Raw genomic sequence first — 21,057 nt, forward strand, 5'->3', positions numbered from 1 at the left:
CCTGGAAAGCCCGCCCGCCCGGCGACACGGGACCGATCAACCACGCCACCACACGAAACCCACTACCCAGCAACATAACTCGACATCAAACCGAGCCCACACCAATTACCACGAAAAATCCGGGCTAGGGTCGGGTGTTGCCAGATGGAAGGATTTCGGTGAACTCCGGACGGTGCCCGCTACGCCAGTGACTGCACCCAGGACCGGTGCAACGCCGCGTAATGCCCGTCGTCGCGGGCCGTGAGATCCATCGGTGCCCCGTCCTCGACGACGCGACCGTGCTCGAGCACCAACACCCGATCGGCGATCTGCACCGTCGACAGCCGGTGGGCGATCACCACCGCGGTCCGGTCGGCCAGCACCGTTTCCAGGGCTCGCTGCACCATCCGTTCACTCGGGATGTCCAGCGAGGAGGTCGCCTCGTCCAGGATCAGCACCGCGGGATCGGCCAGGAAGGCCCGTGCGAATGCGACGAGCTGGCGCTGCCCGGCCGACAGCCGTCCACCGCGTTTGGCGACGTCGGTGCCGTAGCCGTCGGGCAACGCTTCGATGAAGGTGTGCGCCCCGACCGCGCGGGCCGCGTCCCGCACCTCGTCATCGGTGGCCTCGGGTCTCCCGAACCGGATGTTGTCGGCGATCGTGCCGCCGAACATGAAGTTCTCCTGCGTCACCATCACCACATGGCGGCGCAGATCGGTCTGCGCCACGTCACGCAGGTCGACCCCGTCCAGCGTGACCGTTCCGGCCACCGGGTCGTAGAACCGGGTGATGAGTTTCGCGATCGTGGTCTTGCCGGCACCGGTGGTGCCGACGAGCGCGACGGTCTGCCCGGCGGGAATCACCAGATCCAGCCCGGGAAGCACCGGGCGTCCCTGTACGTACTCGAATTTCACGCCGCAGAAGGCGATCTCGCCGCGCACGTCGCCGAGTTCGACCGGGCTGGCGGGGTCGCTGATACCCGGCTTCTCGGCGAGCACGCCGGCCAGCTTCTCCAAGGCCGAGGCCGCGGACTGAAAGGTGTTGAAGAACTGTGAGATCTCCTGCATCGGCTCGAAGAACATCCGCAGGTAGAGCAGGAACGCTGCCAAGGTGCCGATCGTCATCTCGCCGTGCAGGACCCGGTAACCGCCATAGAGCAGCACCACACCGGTGGTGAGGTTGCCGACGAGCTTGACGCCCGGCATGAAGACGGCCAGCAGCTTGAACGTCTTCTCGTTGATCACGCGGTAACGGTCGGCGACGTCCTCGAAGATCTCCTGGTTGCGTGGCTCGCGGCGGTAGGCCTGCACCGCCTTGATGCCCGTCATGGTTTCGACGAACTGCACGATGACCAGCGCGGAGATCTCCCGGACCTCGCGGTAGGCCTTCGACGACTCCCGCCGGAACCACAACACGAGCAGCACCAGGATCGGGAACGCCACCAGGCACATCAGGCCGAGCTTGACGTCGAGGACCACCAGCAGCACCGCGGTGCCGACCAGCGTGAGCACCGCGGTGATCAGGCTGTCGAAGCCGGTTTCCAGCATGTCCTGAATGGCCTCGACGTCGTTGGTGGAGCGGCTCACCACCCGGCCGGAGGTGTAGCGGTCGTGGAACGCGATGTCCAGGCGGGCGAAATGGCGGAACACCCGGCGACGCAGTTCGAGCAGCACCTTCTGCCCGGTCCGGCCCGATCGGCGCAGGAAGTACATCCGACTGGTGGCCTGGACCACGACCACACCGCACAGGCCCGCCACGATGGTCAGCAGGGTGGTCGCGGTCCCGCCTTCGAGCAGCGGCGGGATGCCGTCGTCGATGCCCTTCTGCACCAGAAGCGGAACCGAAAGACGTGCAGCGTTTTCCACCACCACGACGATCGCGAGCACGGCGACCACCCACCGGTAGGGATACAGCAACGTGTACAGCAGCGACCGGGCCTCACGTCGGCGCGGCACCGATTCGTCGATCGGGAGATCGGCCTGCTCGTCGAACTTTCCACGCCAGTCGGCGGTGCTCATCTGCGCCTCCCCAGGACTTCCTGGTCCACGCGGGCGCATTCGTCGTCGCCGTCGAGCCGGGCGCGCTCTTCTCGTTCGATCATCTGCTCGTCACGCAGACGCTCATCGGCCCAATCACATTCGCGTTCGCTGCCGTCGTCGAGCTCGTCGTCGGCGGCCAGCAGATAGCGGTACTCGGGTACCCGGGAGAGGAGGTCAGCGTGCGTGCCGACGTGCGTGATGGTGCCGTTCTGCAGCAGCGCGACCCGGTCGGCGAGCAGCACCGTCGAGGCCCGATGGGCCACCACGACGCCGGTCACCTCGTGCAGCACTCGGCGCAGTGCCTCCTCGACCACCGCCTCGGTGTGCACGTCGAGGGCCGAAAGCGTGTCGTCGAGAACCAGGATCCGCGGACCGGCCAGGATCGCCCGGGCCAGCGAAAGGCGTTGGCGCTGACCACCCGACAGACTCATTCCCTGCTCGCCGATGCGGGTGTCCAGACCGAACGGCAGGTCGTAGACGAACTGCGCGGCCGCGATCTCGACGGCTTGGCCCAACTCGTCGTCGGCCGCTGGATCTTCTCGGGGCCGGCCCAGCCGGAGGTTCTCGGCGACCGACATCGAGAACAACGTCGGATCCTCGAACGCGGTGGCCACCGTCCGGCGCAGTGCGTCCAGCGACAGCTCGCGGATGTCCCGGCCGTCGACGCGAATCTCACCCTCGCTGACGTCGTAGAGCCGCGACAGCAGCCCGACCAGGACCGACTTGCCCGACCCCGTCGCACCGACCAGCGCCAGAGTCTCCCCCGCTTCGACGGTGACGTTCACGTGGCGCAGAGCCCAACTGTCGGGCGCCGCGTCCGGGAAGCGAAACCCGACGTCGACGAGTTCCAACCGGCCGCCCCGCGGTGCCTGCGTGCGCGGACCGTCGGTGATCTCCAATGGCGCGTCGAAGATCTCGGCGATCCGGTTGGCCGCGGTGAACGACTCCTGGGTCATCGACAGCAGGAAACCCAGCGACGCGATCGGCCACACCAGCGACAGCATCATCGTGATGAACGCGACCAGGGTGCCCATCGTCACCGAGCCGTTTCCTGCGGCGTACGCGCCGAAGCCGAGCACGACGATCAGGGTCAGGTTCGGGATGATCTCCAGCAGCGTCCAGAACTTCGCCGACACCGACACCCGGCCGACCTGCGTGTCGTAGAGGCCGGTGAGCTGCTCGTCGAACCGCTCGTAGACGTAGTCCTCACGACCGAACGACTTGACCACGCGCAGGCCCAGCGCGGCCTCCTCCACGTGGGTGGCCACGTGGCCGGCCTGATCCTGCGCCAGCCGCGACAGCCGGGTGTACTCCTGCTGGAAATGCAGCACCGTCACCGTGATCGGCACGATCGACACCAGCACCACCACGCCCAGCGGCCAGTACATCGCCAGCAAGATCGCGGTGACGACGGTGATCTGAAGGACGTTGAGCATCAGGAAGATCAGGCCGAACGACATGAACCGGCGAATCGTGCTCAGGTCGTTCATGATCCGCGACAGCAACTGGCCGGACTGCCAGCGGCCGTGGAACGACATCGGCAGGATCTGCAACCGCGCGTAGAGCTGTTTGCGGATGTCGGCTTCCACGCCCATCGTCGCGCGGGCCACCAGCCACCGCCGGATGAACCACAGCACAGCCTCGGTCACGCCGACAGCGACCGCCGCCGCGCCGACCAGCCACAGGCCCTGCTGATCCTGATGACGCACCGGACCGTCGATCACGGCCTTGGTCATCAACGGGATCGAGATGGTGGCCGCGAGGCTGGCCAGCGCGACGACGATCATCACGATCCAGCGGCCCCGATACGGCAACAGATACGGAAGCATCCGCCAAAGGTCCGAACTCGGCTTCACCCGCTTCGGCGGCGCCCCGATCGCGGGCGCCGCATGCAGAGATTCTCGGGTGTCAGCCACTTAGAGCATCTTCCCATTGCGGGCAAGTGGTTAAGTCGCGCTCCGCCCGCGCCGAACCTGCATTCCGGCAGCGAAAGTTCGAGTGAGGGCCCGCTGGAACGCAATTTCGGCGGTCGGTGCCGAATTGGGTGCGATACAGCTCGGCGTAGCGGCCGCCGCGGACCAGTAGTTCCTGATGATCGCCGCGCTCAACGATGCGGCCGTCCTCGACGACGAGGATCAGATCCGCAGCGCGGACCGTGGACAGCCGGTGGGCGATCACGATCGACGTCCGGCCGGCCAGCGCCTCGGCCAGCGCGGCCTGCACCGCGGCCTCGGACTCCGAGTCCAGCGACGCGGTGGCCTCGTCGAGGATCACCACCTGCGGAGAGGCCAGCAACACCCGCGCGATCGTCAGTCGCTGCCGCTGCCCACCGGAAAGCCGGTAGCCGCGCTCCCCGACCACGGTGTCGAGCCCGTCGGGCATGGCCGCCACGACGTCGTCGAGTCGCGCCCGCCGCAGGGCCGCCCAGAGCTGGTCATCGGTTGCGTCCGGAGCGGCCAGCGTGAGGTTCGCCCGAATCGACTCGTGGAACAGGTGACCGTCCTGGGTGACCATCCCGACGGTGTCCTTCAACGACGCGAACGTCACGTCACGGATGTCGACGCCGTTGAGGCGGATCGCACCGCCCTGGACGTCGTACAGGCGCGCCACCAGCGACGCGATCGTGGACTTACCCGCACCCGAGGACCCGACCAGCGCGACCACCTGCCCAGCCCCCGCCGTAAACGAAATGCCGTGCAGCACTTCCTCACCGCCGCGGTCGTCCAGTTCGGCGACCTCCTCCAGGGAGGCCAGCGACACCTGATCAGCGGACGGATATGAGAACCGCACGTCGTCGAACTCCACGGTCATCGGACCGCGCGGCACCTCGACCGCGCCGGAGCGTTCCCGGATCAGCGGGACCAGATCCAGCACCTCGAACACCCTCTCGAAACTGACCAACGCGGTGGCGATCTCGACGCGCGCGTTGGCCAGCGCCGTCAGCGGCGCGTAGAGCCGGGTCAGCAACAGGGCCAGCGCCACGATCTCGCCGGCCTGCAGATGACCACCGAGGGCGAGTGCGCCGCCCAGGCCGTAGACCAGCGCCAGCGCCAGCGCCGACATCAGCGTCAGCGAGTTCATGAACGTCGACTGCAGCATCGCGGTGCGGACCCCGATGTCGCGCACGCGCCCGGCCCGCACCGCGAACTCTCGGGACTCGGCCGCGGTGTCGCCGAACAGCTTCACCAGCGTCGCCCCCGGCGCCGAGAACCGCTCGGTCATCTGGGTGTTCATCGTCGCGTTGTGCGCCGCGGCCTCGCGCGAGAGCCGCGCCATCGCCGCGCCGATCCGCCGCGCGGGAATCAGGAACAGCGGCAACACCACCAGCGCGGCCAGCGTGATCTGCCACGAAATACCCAGCATCACCGCCAGGGTCAACGTCAGGGTCACGAGGTTGGACACCACCCCGGACAGCGTGTCGGAGAACGCGCGCTGGGCGCCCATCACGTCGTTGCCGAGCCGGCTCACCAGCGCGCCGGTACGGGTGCGGGTGAAGAACGCGACAGGCATGCGCTGCACGTGATCGAACACCGCGGTGCGCAGGTCGAGAATCAGGCCCTCGCCGATGGTCGACGACAGCCACCGGGTGAGCAACGCGACCCCGGCCTCGGCGAGCGCGACCACCGCGATGACGGCCGCCAGGGCGACGACCACCCCGGCACTGCCCGCGCCGGTGATCTCGTCCACCACGCGCCCGGCCAACAGCGGGGTCGCCACTGTCAGCGCCGCACCGATGACGCTGACGCCGACGAACACCGCCAGCCGGCGATGGTGGCGCGCCGCGAAGCGCCAGATCCGGGCCAGCAGCCGGCGGTCGGCCAAGGAGTGCAGATCACCGCCCTTTGCGTGCGTCTGCCGGTACAGCGACTGGCGGGCGACCGTTTCCAAACTCATGTTTTCACCGTAGGACCTCAACGAAGATTGAGGTCAATGACTTCCCTCCGGCGCCGGCCGGTAATCCGCAGGCACCACCTCCCACGAGGACGCCGCTTCATCAGGCAAGATTGCGTGCATGGACAGTGGTGTGGCCTCACCCCGGGTGCTCGTGGTCGACGACGATCCCGATGTGCTCGCCTCGCTCGAGCGCGGCCTGCGACTGTCCGGATTCGAGGTGTTCACCGCCGTCGACGGCGCCGAGGCCCTCCGCAGCGCCACCGAGACGCGCCCGGACGCGATCGTCCTCGACATCAACATGCCGGTGCTGGACGGAGTGTCCGTGGTGACCGCGTTGCGGGCGATGGACAACGACGTGCCGGTCTGTGTGCTCTCCGCCCGCTCGTCGGTGGACGACCGTGTCGCCGGTCTGGAAGCCGGCGCCGACGACTACCTGGTCAAGCCCTTCGTGCTGGCCGAGTTGGTGGCGCGTGTCAAGGCGCTGCTGCGCCGGCGCGGTTCCACGGCTACCTTCTCGTCGGAAACCATCACGGTCGGCCCGCTGGAGGTCGACATCCCGGGCCGGCGGGCCCGCGTGGACGGAGTCGACGTCGACCTGACCAAACGCGAATTCGACCTGCTGGCCGTGCTCGCCGAGCACAAGACCGCGGTGCTGTCGCGGGCGCAGCTGCTGGAGCTGGTGTGGGGCTACGACTTCGCCGCCGACACCAACGTCGTCGACGTGTTCATCGGCTACCTGAGGCGCAAGCTCGAGGCCAACGGCGCACCGCGACTGCTGCACACGGTGCGCGGCGTGGGATTCGTCCTCAGGCAGCAGTAGTTATGGTCGCGCTGTCCCGCATCTTTCGCCGCACACCGTCGCTGCGCACGCGGGTCGCGTTCGCCACCGCCATCGCCGCGGCGATCGTCGTCGGCATCGTCGGCACCGTGGTGTGGGTCGGCATCACCAACGACCGCAAGGAGCGGCTCGACCGTCGCCTCGACGAGGCCGCCGGGTTCGCGATCCCGTTCCTGCCTCGCGGGCTCGACGAGATCCCGAAGTCCCCGAACGACCAGGACGCGGTCATCACCGTGCGCCGGGGCGGGCAGGTGACCTCGAATTCGAATGTGGTGCTACCCGAGCTGGAGCCGGGTTATGCCGACACCGAGGTCGGGGGTGTCCGGTACCGGGTGCGCACGGTGCAGTTGTCGACACCCGAACCGATGTCGGTGGCCGTCGGCGCGACCTACGACGCGACGATCGCCGACACCAACAACCTGCACCGGCGTGTCCTGATCATCTGCACGTTGGCCGTCGGCGCGGCCACGTTCGGCGGCTGGCTGCTGGCAGCGTTCGCGGTGCGGCCGTTCAAACGGCTGGCCCAACAGACCCGCCAGATCGACGCCGGTGACGAAGCGCCCGACATCGACATCCGCGGCGCGACCGAAGCCGTGGAGATCGCCGACGCGGTCAAAGGGCTGGTGGAGCGTGTGTGGGAGGAGCAGGGTCGTACCAAGGCGGCGCTGGCGTCCGCCCGCGACTTCGCGTCGGTGTCGGCGCACGAGCTGCGCACTCCGCTGACCGCGATGCGGACCAACCTGGAAGTGCTCGCGACGCTGGACCTGTCCGAGGAGGGCCGCAAGGAGGTCGTCAACGACGTCATCCGCACGCAGTCCCGCATCGAGGCGACGCTTGGGGCGCTGGAGCGTCTGGCCCAGGGCGAGCTGTCCACCGAGGACGACCATGTGCCGGTCGACATCACCGAGTTGCTCGACCGTGCCGCCCACGACGCGATGCGGGTCTACCCGGAGCTTGAGGTGTCGCTGGTGCCTGCGCCGACGGTGATCATCGTCGGGTTGCCGGCCGGTCTGCGGTTGGCCGTCGACAACGCCATCGCCAACGCGGTCAAGCACGGCGGCGCCACCCGGGTGCAGCTGTCAGCGGTCAGCTCGCGCGAAGGCGTGGAGATCGCGATCGACGATGACGGCGTCGGGGTTCCCGAAGAGGAGCGCAAGGTGGTGTTCGACCGGTTCTCCCGCGGGTCGACGGCGTCGCATTCGGGTTCGGGCCTGGGGTTGGCGTTGGTGGCTCAGCAGGCCGAACTGCACGGCGGCACCGCGTCTCTGGAGGCCAGCCCGTTGGGCGGGGCGCGCCTGCTGCTGCGGCTGCCCGGCCCGCGCTGATCTTCTCGCCGAAATCGCATTCCGGCAGGCAGAGTGCGAGTGGTCGTCTGCCGGAATGCAATTTCGCCGGAGGCGACGTCAGCGGGTGGCGAGCAGGTCGATGACGAAGATGAGCGTCTTGCCCGACAATCGATGCCCGCCGCCGGCGGGGCCGTAGGCCTGCTCCGGCGGGATCGTCAGCTTCCGGCGCCCGCCGACCTTCATCCCGGGGATGCCGTCCTGCCAGCCCTGGATCAGGCCGCGCAGCGGGAACTCGATCGACTCGCCGCGGTTCCACGAGCTGTCAAACTCCTCGCCGGTGTCGTACTCGACGCCGACGTAGTGCACCTCGACCCTGGCACCGGGGACCGCTTCCGGCCCCTCGCCCACCACGAGGTCTTCGATCACCAGCTCCGCGGGGGCGGGGCCGTCGGGGAATTCGATCTCGGGTTTGGTAGCCATCCGACCAGCTTAGTCCGCAGACGAGGGCACGAAATAGCTGCACACTGGTAGACGTGGCCCAGGCAGACAAAGACCAAGACATCCTCAAACAAGTCCACGAACTCGTCGCCGAAGAGCGACAACTGCGCGACAAACTGCAGCACCGCGAGATCGACGCCTCCGAGGAACACGCGCGGCTGAAGGCGGTCGAGGTCCAGCTCGACCAGTGCTGGGACCTGCTCCGCCAGCGGCGTGCGCTGCGCTCCAGCGGCGGCAATCCCGCCGACGCGGAGGTGCGACCCGAGGGCGAGGTCGAGGGCTACCTCAACTGAGGAAGGCACGCTGTGACACGCGTTGACACCGTCATCGTCGGTGGCGGGCACAACGGGCTGGTTGCCGCCGCCTACCTGGCGAAGGCCGGGCGCAGAGTGCGGGTCCTCGAGCGCCTCGACCACGTCGGGGGTGCAGCCGTGTCGCAGCATCCGTTCGCCGGTGTCGACGCCCGCTTGTCGCGTTACTCCTACCTGGTGAGCCTGCTGCCGCGGCGCATCATCGAGGACCTCGGCGCGCGAATCAGGCTGGCGCGACGCCGGTATTCGTCCTACACACCCAACCCGGCCGACGGAGGCCGCACCGGCCTGCTGGTCGGACCGGAGTCGACGTTCGACGCGATCGGCGCCGGTGACGACGAAGCGCACTTCGAGGACTTCTACCGGCGGTGCCGGGCGCTGACCACCCTGACGTGGCCGACGTTGCTGGAGCCGCTGCGCACCCGGTCGGCGATGTACGGTGCCCTGACCGCCGAGGGGGACGCGAAGACCGCCTGGCAGCAGATGATCGAGCACCCGATCGGGCAGGCGATCACCTCGGCGGTGCGCGACGACCTGGTCCGCGGCGTGATGGCGACCGACGCGCTGATCGGAACGTTCGCCCGCCTCGACGACGAATCCCTGGCACAGAATCGCTGCTTCCTGTACCACCTGATCGGGGGCGGTACCGGGGACTGGGACGTGCCGGTTGGCGGTATGGGCGCGGTATCGGGCGCCCTGGCCGCCGCGGCAACCGGATTCGGCGCCGAGATCCTCATCGGGGCCGACGTTTTCGCGATCACCCCGGACGGTGAGGTCCGATACCGGCGCGGCGACACCGAGCACGAGGTCACCGGCAGTCACGTCCTGGCCAACGTGACACCGGCAGTGCTGGCTCGCCTGCTCGACGAACCGGAACCGGACGTGGCACCGGGCGCGCAAGTGAAGGTCAACCTGATGCTCACCCGACTGCCGCGACTGCGCAACGAAACCATCACCGCCGAACAGGCTTTCGGCGGCACCTTCCATATCAACGAGACCTACGGCCAGCTCGACACCGCATACCGTCAGGCTGCGGCGGGCACGGTGCCCGATCCGCTGCCCTGCGAGATCTACTGCCACACCCTGGCCGACCCGTCGATCATGTCCGAAACCCTCCAGGCTTCCGGCGCGCACACGCTGACCGTGTTCGGCCTGCACACCCCGCACGATCTGGCCGCCTCGGTCACGCCGGACCGCCTCCGTGACACCCTGACCTCCGCGGCGCTGACATCGCTGAATTCCGTTCTGGCCGAGCCCATCCAGGACGTCGTCATGCAGGACAGCCAGGGCCGCCTGTGCATCGAGACCAAGACGACCGCCGACCTGGACCACGCCCTGGGCATGACGCGCGGCAATATCTTCCACGGCGCGTTGTCGTGGCCATTCGCCGAGGACGACGAGGAGCTCGCGACACCGGCGCAGCGGTGGGGTGTGGCCACTGCACACGATCGGATCCTGTTGTGCGGATCTGGTTCTCGCCGCGGTGGGGCGGTGTCGGGGATCGGTGGGCACAACGCGGCGATGGCTGTGCTGGAGAGTTAACCCAGTTTGTCGAGGATCGCCCGCAGCGCGGCGAGGTCGTCCTCGGCCAGCGCGGCCAGGGCCTCGGGCGCCGGGTCGTGGACGGCGTCGATCGTGCGCAGCACGTCGCGGCCGGCGTCGGTGAGCGACACCAGTTTGCAGCGACGGTTGGACGGATCGATGCGGCGCACGACGAGCCCGCGCTCTTCCAGATCGTTGACGGCCACCGTCGCCGCCGGCGCGTCGACGGTGGCTGCCGCGGCGATCTGCTTGACGGTCATGGAATTTCGCATCAACCGCATCAGGATCCGCACTCTGCTGAACGGAAGGCCGGTGCGCTCGACCACCGACTTCTTCCAGTTGTCCCGGTGATCGTGGACGAATGCGGCCAGATCGCGCCAGACGTCGTCGGCGAGCGGATTACCGGACATGAGCACCACCGACCGGATCCGCTGCACCGGAGACCAACGGGGCCAGCCGCTCGGCCGACCGCAGAGCGCGCTGCGACGTCGCGAACAAGCCGACCCCGAGAATCACCAGACCCAGGGCGATACAGACGAACCACAGCGGTCGCGCAGCCGCCGCGAAATCGGTGCCGCCGACGGCCATCGCCGGGCCGGCAACCGAACCGCACAGTGCCACACCGATGCTCACCCCGACCTGGCGGCTCGTCGACGTCACCGCGGACGCCGCCCCGGCCCGATCCAGCGGCATCCCGCTCACCGCTGCGTTCGTGATCGGCGCATTGACCATCGAGAAGCCGATGCCGAACACCGCGAAGATGATCAGCAGCCACCACACCGGGGTCGTCGCGGTCAGGAACGTCAACATCGTCGCCGCCGCGGTGATCGCCACCCCCGCCACCACCAGGGACGGCCGCGCGCCGTAGCGGCCGACGAGTCGTCCCGACAGCGGGGAGAACAGCAGCGCGCCGAGGGCTATCGGCAGGTAGATCAGGCCGGTGTGCATGGCCGAGAACCCGCGCTCCCCCTGCAGATACAGCGACATCATGAACAGGAACGCACCCCAGGCCGCGAACGCGCTGACCGCGTTGACGGTCGCGGTGGTGAACGGGATGCTGCGGAAGAACCGCAGATCGAGGAACGGGTCGTGGCGGCGCGATTCGAACCGCAGGAACGCCGCCAGGGCCACCGCGGCGACGGCACCGATCGCGACGACGCGTGGATTCGTCCAGCCGAGCACCGGCCCCTCGATGAGGGTGAACACGGTGCCGAAGAGGAACAGGATGGCCAGTCCCTGACCGATGGGGTCGACGTTGCGCATCGTCGCCGACTTCGATTCCGGGACGAACACCGCGGTGAGCAGGATGGCCGCCGCGCAGATGGGAAGATTGATCCAGAACACCGAGCGCCACCCGATGGTTTCGATGAGCAGGCCACCGACGATCGGTCCGGCCGCCATCGAGATGCCGGTGATCCCACCCCAGACGCCCAGCGCCCGCGCCCGCTCCACCGGTTTGGTGAAGATCTGCGAGATGATGGACAGCGCAACGGGATTGAGCATCGAGCCGCCGATGGCCTGCAGGAAACGAGCCCCGATCAGCGCGTCGATGGTAGGCGCCAGGCTGCAGGCCAGGGAGCCGAGCGCGAACAGCGCGAGTCCGGTCTGGAACACCCGCCGGCGGCCGAAGCGGTCCCCGGTCGCCCCGGCCAGCATCAGCAGTGACGCCAGCACCAGGGTGTAGATGTCGACCACCCACTGCATCTGCGCGGAGGTTGCCGACAGGTCCTGCCGGATCGACGGGATCGCGACATTGACGATCGTCGCATCCATCGACACGATGAGCAGGCTCAGGCAGCAGGACACCAGGATGATGGCCTTGCGCCTCGGCGTCATCGAGCCGACGGTTGTATTCACACAACTATTGTGAAACTACAACCGTTTGCGGGGCAAGCGGAGTGTGTGTGACGTTCGTCGGCGACGAGCGTGCGATTACTCGGCGATATGCCCGGCGAGTCGCCCGCCGACACGCACGCTCGCGCGCATCGTCGGGGACGAGCACCGCCGGGTGGCGCCTCAGCGGCCGTCGATGCCGGTGTAGTCGCGCTCGGTGTAGCCGGTGTAGATCTGGCGCGGACGGCCGATCTTGTTCGGCTCGCCGTGCATCTCCCGCCAGTGTGCGATCCAGCCCGGCAGCCGGCCCAGCGCGAACAGCACCGTGAACATCCGGGTCGGGAAGCCCATCGCCCGGTAGATCACACCGGTGTAGTAGTCGACGTTCGGGTAGAGCTTGCGCTCGATGAAGAAGTCATCGGTCAGCGCGATCTCTTCGAGCTCCTTGGCGATGTCGAGCAACTCGTCCTGCACGCCGATCTTGCCGAGGATCTTGTCAGCCTGCTCCTTGACGATGCGCGCCCGCGGGTCGTAATTCTTGTACACGCGGTGACCGAAGCCCATCAGCTTGACGTTGTCCTCGCGGTTCTTGACCTTCTTCACGAACGTCGCGACGTCGTCGTCACCGGTGCGGATCTTCTCCAGCATCTCCAGCACCGCCTGGTTGGCACCACCGTGCAGCGGACCCCACAGGGCATTGATGCCGCCGGAGATCGAGGTGAACAGGTTGGCCTGCGACGAGCCCACCAGCCGCACCGTCGAGGTCGAGCAGTTCTGTTCGTGGTCGGCGTGCAGGATGAACAGCATGTCCAGAGCCCGCACGATCTCCGGGTCGACCTCGTACGGTTCGGCGGGGAAGCCGAACGTCATCCGCAGGAAGTTCTCCACCAGCGTCAGCGAGTTGTCCGGGTACAGGAACGGCTGTCCCTCGGACTTCTTGTACGCATACGCCGCGATCGTCGGCAGCTTGGCCAACAGGCGGATGGTGGACAGCTCGACCTGGTGCGGATCGAACGGGTCCAGCGAGTCCTGATAGTAGGCGCTCAGCGCGTTGACCGCGCTGGAGAGCACCGGCATCGGATGCGCGTTGCGCGGGAAGCCGTCGAAGAACCGCTTGAGGTCCTCGTGCAGCAGCGTGTGCCGCTGGATCTTGGTGGTGAAGTCCTCGAGCTGTTCGGCGGTCGGCAACTCACCGTAGATCAGCAGGTAGCTGACCTCGATGAACGTCGACTTCTCGGCCAGCTGCTCGATCGGGTAGCCCCGGTAGCGCAGGATTCCGGCGTCACCGTCGATGTAGGTGATGGCGCTCTTGGTCGACGCCGTGTTGACGAAGCCGCCGTCGAACGTCGTGTAGCCGGTCTTGGCCAACAGCGAACCCAGCGCGATGCCGTCCGCGCCCTCGGAAGCTTTGACGATGTCGAGTTCGAGCTCGCCGCCTGGGTAGACCAGGGTGGCATGCTCCTGCCCGGCGTCGGCGTTATCGGCCACTGGGATCCCTTCAGGTCTGTCGGCTGTGTCGATCAGTCAGAGTCTGCCTACAAAAGGTAGTCCCATCCCAGCAGTCACGCCCGCGGGGGGCTGTCACAAGGTCAGACGGGCAGCCCCAGGTCGGCGATTTCGCCGGTGAACTCCGCATAGGTGGACTCGAAGGCCTCGATCGCATCGTCGACGCTGACGAGGACGTCGGGGCCGGTCCGGCGGCTGAGATCCTGCAGCGCGGTCATCATCAACGCACCCCACACCGCCGCGAGCAGCCTCACCCTCCGGTCGTCGACGGTGGTGCCCATCCGTTCGGCGACCACCGCGTCCACGGCACTGGCCCGGTACTCGATGGTGGCCTGACGCAGCGTCGCCGAGGACATCGTGATCCGCAGGATCTGCATCAGCCGCTCGGCCGACAGGCCGTCGGCGGGCGCCAGCTTGCAGGACTCGGCCATCGCCACGTACGCGCGTCGCAGCGCCTCCAGATGGCTCAGGTACCGCGGTTGGCGGGCCAGTTCGGCGGCAGTGCGCACCAGGACCTCGTCGATCAGGGCCAACGCAATGGCGTCCTTGGTCGCAAAGTAGCGGCTGAACGTGCGGGGGGACACCTCCGCGATCGCGGCGATCTGGTCGACCGTGGTGCCGTCAAAGCCCTGTCGGTCGCACAAGCCCACAGCGGCGTCGATCAGCGTGGCACGTGTTCTGCGCTTCTTGCGTTCGCGCAGACCGAGAACCGGTTCCCGCCTGGCTTCACCCACGTCCCGGATGGTAACGGTCGGCAGGCGGCTGCAGGGCGAAAACGGCAGGTTGGGAGATCGCCGGCGGCCCCGACGCGCCAGCCCGGGGCGGGTCAGGGTTGCAGACGTTCCACCCGGCCGCGGTGCACCCGAATCCTGTTGTGCACCCGGTTCTCCCGCCCCTGCCAGAACTCGACGACCTCGGGGGCGATGAGGTATCCGCCCCAGTGCGGCGGCACGGGCACCTCCTCCAGGTCGGCGAACCGCTGTGTGACGTCGTCGAGCTGCCGCATCAGCGCGGCCCGCGACACGACGGGCCGGCTCTGCTGTGAGGCCCAGGCCCCCAGCTGCGATCCGCGGGGACGCTTCCGCCAGTAGTCGGACGTCTCCTCCGGCGACACCTTGGTGACGGCGCCGCGGACGTGAACCTGCCGGCCCAGCAGGTACCACGGGAAGGTCGCCGACGCGTACGGCACGGCAGCGAGCTGCTCGCCCTTGTCAGAGGCGTAATTCGTGTAGAACGAGATTCCGGTCTGGTCGACGCTCTTGCACAACACGGTGCGAGTGACCGGCCTGCCCTGACCGTCGACGGTGGCGATCACCATCGCGTTGGGCTCTGCGACGCCGGCCTGCACGGCGTCGGCCATCCACCGGTTGAGCAGTTCCACCCAGCCGGTCGAAGGGTCCGGGCCTAGCCAGTCGGCATCGAGATCGTCGCTGCCGTCCTTCTCCACCGATCCGTATTCGACGCGCATCCGCGCGAGGTGATCAGAAGTGCCCACCTGCCAGACGGTACGCCGACCGTCCCGAATGGTCGGCTCCGCCGACGGTCCCGAATGGTCGGCTCCGCCGACGGTGGTGCGACAATCAGCCCATGACAGCGGTGCCGAAGGATTTCGCCCCCGGGCTGGCGGGCGTGGTGGCGTTCGAAACCGAGATCGCCGAACCGGACAAGGACGGCGGGGCGCTCCGCTACCGGGGCGTCGACATCGAGGATCTGGTAGCCCACCGGGTCACCTTCGGCGACGTCTGGGGGCTGCTGGTCGACGGCAGGTTCGGCCGCGGTCTGCCACCGGCCGAACCGTTCCCGCTGCCGATCCACAGCGGCGACGTCCGCGTCGACGTGCAGGCCGGACTGGCCATGCTGGCTCCGATCTGGGGCTACCCGCCGATCCTGGACATCGACGACGAGACCGCACGCGATCAGCTCGCCCGCGCCTCGGTGATGGCACTCTCCTACGTCGCGCAGTCCGCCCGCGGCATCTATCAGCCCGCGGTACCGCAGCGCACCGTGGATGAATGTGACACTGTCACAGCACGTTTCATGACCCGTTGGCAGGGTGAACCCGACCCGAGGCACATCGAGGCGATCGACGCCTACTGGGTCAGCGCCGCCGAGCACGGGATGAACGCCTCGACGTTCACCGCCCGGGTCATCGCGTCCACGGGCGCCGACGTGGCCGCGGCGCTCTCAGGTGCCATCGGGGCGATGAGTGGGCCGCTGCACGGCGGCGCGCCCGCACGGGTGATCCCGATGATCGAAGAGGCCGAGCGCACCGGCGACGCCCGCGCGGTGGTCAAGGGGATCCTGGACCGCAACGAGAAGCTGATGGGCTTCGGACACCGGGTGTACCGGGCCGAGGACCCCCGTGCCCGGGTGCTGCGCGCCACCGCACAGCGGCTGCAGGCGCCGCGCTACGAGGTGGCCGCGGCGCTGGAGCAGGCCGCGCTTGCCGAGTTGCGGGAGCGCAGGCCGGACCGCCCGATCGAGACCAATGTGGAGTTCTGGGCCGCGGTGATCCTGGACTTCGCGCAGGTGCCGCCGAAGATGATGCCCGCGATGTTCACCTGCGGCCGCACCGCCGGCTGGTGCGCCCACATCCTCGAGCAGAAGCGCCTCGGCAAGCTGGTCCGGCCGTCGGCGGTGTACGTCGGCCCCGAACCGCGCAGCCCGGAATCGGTCGAGGGCTGGGACCTCCTGACTCGGAGATGACATCCACCGCCCGTGAAGTGTTCGCCTCGGCCGCAGACTATTTCGCGGCCCTGGTGAGGCGGATCCCTGACGACCGCTGGAACGACCCCGGTCTGGGCGAGTGGAACGTGCGCGACCTGATCGGCCACACGTCACGGTCGCTGATCACGGTCAGCACGTATCTGAAGGTGCCGGCGCACCGCGAGGATGTCGCCGACGCGGCGGACTACTACGTCAAGATGCACTCCTATGCCGCGGGCATGGGCGCCGCGGCCGTCGTCGAACGCGGCCGGCAGGCGGGTCGTGATCTCGGCGCCGATCCCGCCGCCGCGGTCGAGACGTTGGCGTCCCGGGCGCTGGCCGACGTGGCTGCCGTCGACGACCCGCTGATCGAGGTGATCGGCGGCCTGGGCATCCGGTTGAGCAGCTATCTGCCCACCCGGACCTTCGAGATCGCGGTGCATGGCCTCGACATCGCCCGCGCGGTCGGGATCGACGGCGAACCACCCGCCGAGGTGCTGTCGGAGGCCGCGGCGCTGGCCGGCCGAGTCGGTGTGGCACTGGGTCAGGGACCGGTGATGCTGCTCGCGCTGACAGGACGCGCCGCACTGCCGGACGGCTTTTCCGTCGTGTGATCTGGTCACCGCGATGAGTTTTTGATCGACTGGGAGTCTGCACCGGCAGTCCACTCACCGTGAGGAGTAACCATGGCCGTGACAGACGAAGCCAACCAACCCATGCTGGTCCCCCACCTCGTCGTCGACGACGCCGCGGCTGCGCTCGACTTCTACGCCAACGCCTTCGGTGCCGAGGAGATGGTCCGAATGCCCGGTCCGGGCGGGAAGCTCATCCACGCCGCCATGCGGATCAACGGAGCCATGGTCTTCCTCAACGACGACTTCCCCGAATTCAACGACGGCAAGGCGAGCACGCCGACCGCACTGGGCGGATCGTCGGTGACCATCCACTTGCACGGCCCTGATGTCGACGGGCGGTTCCAGCGGGCACTCGATGCCGGCGCCACCGTCGTCAGTCCGCTCGAGGACCAGTTCTGGGGCGACCGCTACGGAGTGCTGCGCGACCCGTTCGGCCACCAGTGGTCACTGGCCGAGACCGTCCGCGAGGTCGACATGAACGAGGTGCTGGCGCAGATGGCCGACGGCGGTCAGCCCGGGATGTAGCTCTGCAGCAACGCGATCGGCAGCCCGTTGCCGGTGGTGATGCCGCGCAGCGCAGCGATACTCGCCGGCTTGGGGATCCGTTCCAGCTCAGGGGTGTCCGGGTCCGATCCGTACAGTCCGAACTGCAGCTCGTAGCCGTCGGCCCATTCCAGGTTGTCGACGAACGACCAGTAGGTGTAGCCCCGGATGTCGGTGCCGTGGGCCACCAGATCCTGTACGACCGCGACGTGGTTGACGATGTAGGAGGGCCGCTTGGTGTCCTCATCGTCGGCGATCCCGTTCTCGGTGACCCACAGCGGTTTTCCGTAGGACGCCGCGAGCTCGAGCACCTCTCGGAAACCACCGGGGTCGGTCGGCTGATTGAAGTCACTGCAGGTGGCTTCCTGTGCCGAGCAGCGGATCGGGAAGCCGCGCAGGAACGGGAAACCCGGCAGCGGTGCGACGCCGAACCCCGCCATCGGTTGCGACCCGTAGTACTGCACACCCAGGAAGTCGACCTTGCCGGCCATGTCGGGGTGGATCTCGTCGGAGGTCTTGACACCGTCGAAGTTCGCGTCGACCCAGCCCTCGATAACAGCGTTCGGGAACCACTTGTTGTAGAAGTGGTTCCACGCCTCGGCGGCCTGGACGTCCAGCGGGTTGACCGGATTGGCCGGCCGCGCCGGGATCATGTTGTGGGTGAAGCCGACGAACGCCGCCGGCCCTCCCGCGGTGGCCGCGGTGGTGTCCCAGGCGTGGATCGCGTCGTAGGCGGCGACGTGTCCGATTGCCTGGTTCACCAGGAACGTCGAGGCCAGATCCGGTCGGATCACCCCGGGCGGCCAGTTGGGCACCACCCACGGGATCGCCAGGAACTCGGTGAGCACCGGCGGGAACGGTTCGTTGAGGGTGGCCCAGTTGTCGACCTGGTCGCCGTATTTCCATGCGACGTAGGCGGCGTACTTCTCGAATTCCTCCGCGGTGTTCGGGGACAACCAGCCCGCCGCCGGCGCCGGTAGCCCGAGCTGGATCAGCGGTCGCGCGACGATCGGATCGTGCACCCAGACCGGCAGCGTGAAGTGGTTGACGGTGACGAACGGATCGAGGCCGTACTGCCTCAGCGTCGCGAACACCGCCCGGTAGTGGGCCACCTCGTCCTGGTCGGCCAGCGCGTCGAGCGCCTCGAGGTCGGCCGGGCTCACTGCTCCCCCTTCGTCGGAGATATTCACAGCTGCAGTCGAACTCGGGAAGATGCGGCTCCATTCGATGCTCATCCGGAAGGTGTTCACGCCGAGTTCGTCACGGGCCAGCGCAGCGTCGTCGGCGTAGGAGACGTAGGCGCCCGGCCCGTTCTCCGGCACCCCCTTGACCAGCCCGAGCAGCCGGTTGAACGGATCGTGCACCCAGCGGTACCAGTCCGAGCGGGTGTCGACCGGAGCACCGGGTCCGCCTTCGGCCTGAAACCCGGAATGGGCGACGCCCCATCGGAAGTCGTCGGGCAGCGATAGGTCGATGCCCTCGACCGGTGAGACGGAGACGGTGACGGTGACAGTGCGGCCGTGCCCACCGCCGGGATTGAGGAGGTTGCCCAGGACCGGGACGAACTGCAGCCAGCCGAACAGCCCGTGCACGTGCAGGCCGTCGTGCTCGTCGCTGACGGCGACGGTGAAGGTGTCCGTACCGCCGACCGCGGCCATCGCGTTCATCGGCCGGTACACGAAGTTCCCGTCGGCGTCGACGGTGACCGTCCCGCCGTTGTGCGGGCGTCCGATCACCGTGTAGGTCAGGGCGTCACCGTCGGGATCCTCGATGCTTATGTTGCCGGTGATGCGAACCTCACCGTCGATGAGACTCTGGGTGTGCGGAAGCGGATTGTCCACCGGCGCGGGTGTGCCGTTGAAGAACTCGCGTCGCACCCAGGCCAGCAGAGCCCAGCCGGACGGGTCGGCGGGGGGCCTGGGCGGACCGGCGGCGAACGGCCGCAACAGCGCGTCTACGAAGCTGATGGTCAGGTCAACGACGTAGGTGACGACGCTGCGCAGATCGAACGCGGTCGGCCACGGCCGCCAAGACGGCACCTTCGGCGGCGCGAACGTCGTCAACGCCGTGGCGGCGAAGGTGTCCGCCACGGGCGCCACCTCGTCGTTGCCGGGCGACTCCGGCAATTCCGCTGCGGAGGTCACAGCGCCGTCGAACGTGGCGGCGGGACCCGCATCAACGTCTTCTTCGATTCCCACGACGGGCTCGTCGTACCCGCGCTTGTCCACGTCGACGGCCGGTGTGTCCGTGTCGGTGTCGACCGGGTCGTCTTCGCCCTTGACATCCCCGCCGTCGAAGTGGTCTTCCCCTGGGTCCTCCCCGCCGAGGCCGTTGCCGGACTCCTCGCCTAGATCCTGCCCGGACTCCTCGCCGGGCTCTGGGCTGCCGAGGTCTTCCTCGTCGGACTCCACGCCCGGATCGCCGTCGACACCAACCTCGGTGTCCCCGGAGGCACCGGGCTCAGTGTCCGGGCCCGGCGCTGCCGCCGGCGGATCGGACTCCGAGGTGGTTCCCGGCGGGGCATCCTCATTCGCCCACGCGACACCGGATCCGGTGAACACCGCGGCCCCGACTCCCAACGCCACGGCCAGGCCTCCGACACGACCCACGAACTGCGCAGAACCCATGCCTTTGCATACCTCCGGCGGGCGACCCCGGGGGCGGTTTGGCCAAACTCCGTGGCGTGCGCGCGGTCAGCGGCGCAGGCCGGCCAGCAACCGCTGATGCACCGGCGGGGCCGACGCATTCGCGGCGACACCCACCATCTCTGCGACGGAGGTGAACTTGTCACGCGGACGCAGCCCGGCCCCACGCCCGATCTCGGCCTGATCGATGGCGTGCCACCCGTCGGCGTCGATGACAGCCGGCTGCCTGCCGCGGACGAAACGCCGCAGCGCTGAGGGTTTCTCGACGGGGTCGGTGAGCAGACCGTCGTTGTAGTCGGCGACCAGATTGCGCACGGTTTCGGCGGCACAGGACTTGTTGGTGCCGATGAAACCCGTCGGTCCGCGCTTGATCCAGCCGGCCACGTAGCTGCCGCGTACTGGTGCGCCCGTCTCGGGGTCGATCACCCGGCCGCCCGCGTTGGGCACCGCGGCGGTTGCGTCGTCGAACGGCAACCCGCGAATCGGTCTGCCGCGGTAGCCGATGGACGTGAGCACCAGACCCGCCTCGATGTCGCGGGTGTCGTCGGTGCCGGTCACGACGAACTCGACGCCTGCCGCGCGCTGCTCGCCCCGCACCCGACGCGGGGTCAGCTGGTAGGCCAGGCGGATGCGCGGCCGGGTGACCGGAGCCGTCGCGTCGCCGAGCTTGGACAGGACTTCGAGTTTGTTGCGGGTCAGCGGATCGGTGGTCTCGGCCAGCGCCGCGAGCACCAGCTCATGGTCGGCCGGGTCGAGCACCACCTCACACGTCGAGGTCAGCCCGATCAACTCCGGCAGCGTG

17 protein-coding genes are annotated in these 21,057 nt (G+C 68.2%); 7 read left to right on the forward strand and 10 right to left on the reverse strand.

Features of this window, described 5'->3' with window-relative positions; all coding sequences use genetic code 11:
• Nucleotides 1-179: 179 nt before the first annotated feature.
• From ACXMYJ_RS20775 to ACXMYJ_RS20785, 3 genes are read right to left on the reverse strand one after another with little or no spacing between them, the layout of a single operon-like run.
• Nucleotides 180-1,997, reverse strand: coding sequence for an ABC transporter ATP-binding protein (locus tag ACXMYJ_RS20775; RefSeq protein ID WP_460358726.1), 1,818 nt, complete (start codon nucleotides 1,995-1,997; stop codon nucleotides 180-182).
• Entirely contained in the window at nucleotides 1,994-3,934 is a 1,941-nt protein-coding gene (locus ACXMYJ_RS20780; RefSeq protein ID WP_260755264.1) for an ABC transporter ATP-binding protein, read from the reverse strand. Before ACXMYJ_RS20780 ends, ACXMYJ_RS20775 begins: the two co-directional genes overlap by 4 nt.
• Complete coding sequence (locus tag ACXMYJ_RS20785) at nucleotides 3,927-5,912, reverse strand: ABC transporter ATP-binding protein (protein ID WP_460358727.1); 1,986 nt, start codon at nucleotides 5,910-5,912, stop codon at nucleotides 3,927-3,929. The genes ACXMYJ_RS20780 and ACXMYJ_RS20785 overlap by 8 nt, the downstream gene beginning before the upstream one ends.
• A gap of 109 nt (nucleotides 5,913-6,021) precedes the next feature.
• On the opposite strand from ACXMYJ_RS20785, the gene prrA reads away from it, so the two are divergent.
• Together prrA and ACXMYJ_RS20795 are read left to right on the forward strand one after the other, a co-directional pair.
• On the forward strand, nucleotides 6,022-6,732 hold the full coding sequence (gene prrA, locus ACXMYJ_RS20790) for a two-component system response regulator PrrA (RefSeq protein WP_260758281.1): 711 nt from the start codon (nucleotides 6,022-6,024) through the stop codon (nucleotides 6,730-6,732).
• Nucleotides 6,733-6,734: 2 nt separating this feature from the next.
• Nucleotides 6,735-8,075, forward strand: coding sequence for a HAMP domain-containing sensor histidine kinase (locus ACXMYJ_RS20795; protein WP_443186813.1), 1,341 nt, complete (start codon nucleotides 6,735-6,737; stop codon nucleotides 8,073-8,075).
• Between the two features lie 78 nt (nucleotides 8,076-8,153).
• Here ACXMYJ_RS20795 and ACXMYJ_RS20800 read toward each other — a convergent pair whose 3' ends face one another.
• Entirely contained in the window at nucleotides 8,154-8,516 is a 363-nt protein-coding gene (locus ACXMYJ_RS20800; RefSeq protein ID WP_260755267.1) for an FKBP-type peptidyl-prolyl cis-trans isomerase, read from the reverse strand.
• A 53-nt stretch (nucleotides 8,517-8,569) separates the two neighbouring features.
• Between ACXMYJ_RS20800 and ACXMYJ_RS20805 the strand changes: the two genes are divergently transcribed.
• Nucleotides 8,570-8,827 (forward strand): DUF2630 family protein, encoded by a 258-nt coding sequence (locus ACXMYJ_RS20805; protein WP_443186812.1) that lies wholly within the window; start codon nucleotides 8,570-8,572, stop codon nucleotides 8,825-8,827.
• Between the two features lie 12 nt (nucleotides 8,828-8,839).
• A complete protein-coding gene (locus tag ACXMYJ_RS20810) occupies nucleotides 8,840-10,387 on the forward strand; it encodes a phytoene desaturase family protein (RefSeq protein WP_460358728.1) in 1,548 nt (515 codons plus the stop codon).
• Here ACXMYJ_RS20810 and ACXMYJ_RS20815 read toward each other — a convergent pair.
• The 5 genes from ACXMYJ_RS20815 to pdxH all read right to left on the reverse strand — a co-directional run bounded on the left by ACXMYJ_RS20815 (nucleotide 10,384) and on the right by pdxH (nucleotide 15,221).
• Nucleotides 10,384-10,797 (reverse strand): MarR family winged helix-turn-helix transcriptional regulator, encoded by a 414-nt coding sequence (locus tag ACXMYJ_RS20815; protein ID WP_460358729.1) that lies wholly within the window; start codon nucleotides 10,795-10,797, stop codon nucleotides 10,384-10,386. The two genes, ACXMYJ_RS20810 and ACXMYJ_RS20815, sit on opposite strands and share 4 nt — an antisense overlap.
• Nucleotides 10,787-12,223 carry an MFS transporter gene (locus ACXMYJ_RS20820; protein WP_460358735.1) on the reverse strand — a complete coding sequence of 479 codons (1,437 nt, stop codon included), beginning with the start codon at nucleotides 12,221-12,223 and terminating at the stop codon, nucleotides 10,787-10,789. Before ACXMYJ_RS20820 ends, ACXMYJ_RS20815 begins: the two co-directional genes overlap by 11 nt.
• Before the next feature lie 180 nt (nucleotides 12,224-12,403).
• Nucleotides 12,404-13,708, reverse strand: coding sequence for a citrate synthase (locus ACXMYJ_RS20825; protein WP_443186809.1), 1,305 nt, complete (start codon nucleotides 13,706-13,708; stop codon nucleotides 12,404-12,406).
• Between the two features lie 101 nt (nucleotides 13,709-13,809).
• Nucleotides 13,810-14,460 (reverse strand): TetR/AcrR family transcriptional regulator, encoded by a 651-nt coding sequence (locus ACXMYJ_RS20830; protein ID WP_260755272.1) that lies wholly within the window; start codon nucleotides 14,458-14,460, stop codon nucleotides 13,810-13,812.
• A 92-nt stretch (nucleotides 14,461-14,552) separates the two neighbouring features.
• Nucleotides 14,553-15,221, reverse strand: coding sequence for a pyridoxamine 5'-phosphate oxidase (gene pdxH / locus ACXMYJ_RS20835; RefSeq protein WP_460358730.1), 669 nt, complete (start codon nucleotides 15,219-15,221; stop codon nucleotides 14,553-14,555).
• 92 nt (nucleotides 15,222-15,313) lie between these two features.
• Between pdxH and ACXMYJ_RS20840 the strand changes: the two genes are divergently transcribed.
• The 3 genes from ACXMYJ_RS20840 (at nucleotide 15,314) to ACXMYJ_RS20850 (ending at nucleotide 17,592) form a co-directional block, all read left to right on the forward strand.
• Nucleotides 15,314-16,432: a citrate synthase 2 gene (locus tag ACXMYJ_RS20840; protein WP_260755273.1), complete on the forward strand. Its 1,119-nt coding sequence runs from the start codon at nucleotides 15,314-15,316 to the stop codon at nucleotides 16,430-16,432.
• Entirely contained in the window at nucleotides 16,429-17,046 is a 618-nt protein-coding gene (locus ACXMYJ_RS20845) for a maleylpyruvate isomerase family mycothiol-dependent enzyme (RefSeq protein WP_460358731.1), read from the forward strand. Before ACXMYJ_RS20840 ends, ACXMYJ_RS20845 begins: the two co-directional genes overlap by 4 nt.
• A 72-nt stretch (nucleotides 17,047-17,118) precedes the next feature.
• Nucleotides 17,119-17,592, forward strand: coding sequence for a VOC family protein (locus tag ACXMYJ_RS20850; protein WP_260755275.1), 474 nt, complete (start codon nucleotides 17,119-17,121; stop codon nucleotides 17,590-17,592).
• On the opposite strand, the gene ACXMYJ_RS20855 is transcribed toward ACXMYJ_RS20850, so the two are convergent.
• Nucleotides 17,577-20,237 (reverse strand): family 1 glycosylhydrolase, encoded by a 2,661-nt coding sequence (locus ACXMYJ_RS20855; RefSeq protein WP_460358732.1) that lies wholly within the window; start codon nucleotides 20,235-20,237, stop codon nucleotides 17,577-17,579. The two genes, ACXMYJ_RS20850 and ACXMYJ_RS20855, sit on opposite strands and share 16 nt — an antisense overlap.
• Nucleotides 20,238-21,057 lie beyond the last annotated feature (820 nt).

The organism is Mycobacterium sp. ZZG (assembly GCF_054786995.1).

What these genes read in the sequence shown, in the direction of transcription:
- ACXMYJ_RS20850 (WP_260755275.1), top strand. Translation starts at nt 17,119, where the DNA reads ATGGCCGTGACAGACGAAGCCAACCAACCCATGCTGGTCCCCCACCTC.
- ACXMYJ_RS20840 (WP_260755273.1), top strand. Translation starts at nt 15,314, where the DNA reads ATGACAGCGGTGCCGAAGGATTTCGCCCCCGGGCTGGCGGGCGTGGTG.
- ACXMYJ_RS20795 (WP_443186813.1), top strand. Translation starts at nt 6,735, where the DNA reads ATGGTCGCGCTGTCCCGCATCTTTCGCCGCACACCGTCGCTGCGCACG.
- ACXMYJ_RS20815 (WP_460358729.1), bottom strand. Translation starts at nt 10,797, where the DNA reads ATGTCCGGTAATCCGCTCGCCGACGACGTCTGGCGCGATCTGGCCGCA.
- ACXMYJ_RS20855 (WP_460358732.1), bottom strand. Translation starts at nt 20,237, where the DNA reads ATGGGTTCTGCGCAGTTCGTGGGTCGTGTCGGAGGCCTGGCCGTGGCG.
- ACXMYJ_RS20820 (WP_460358735.1), bottom strand. Translation starts at nt 12,223, where the DNA reads ATGACGCCGAGGCGCAAGGCCATCATCCTGGTGTCCTGCTGCCTGAGC.
- ACXMYJ_RS20845 (WP_460358731.1), top strand. Translation starts at nt 16,429, where the DNA reads ATGACATCCACCGCCCGTGAAGTGTTCGCCTCGGCCGCAGACTATTTC.
- ACXMYJ_RS20785 (WP_460358727.1), bottom strand. Translation starts at nt 5,912, where the DNA reads ATGAGTTTGGAAACGGTCGCCCGCCAGTCGCTGTACCGGCAGACGCAC.
- ACXMYJ_RS20775 (WP_460358726.1), bottom strand. Translation starts at nt 1,997, where the DNA reads ATGAGCACCGCCGACTGGCGTGGAAAGTTCGACGAGCAGGCCGATCTC.
- ACXMYJ_RS20800 (WP_260755267.1), bottom strand. Translation starts at nt 8,516, where the DNA reads ATGGCTACCAAACCCGAGATCGAATTCCCCGACGGCCCCGCCCCCGCG.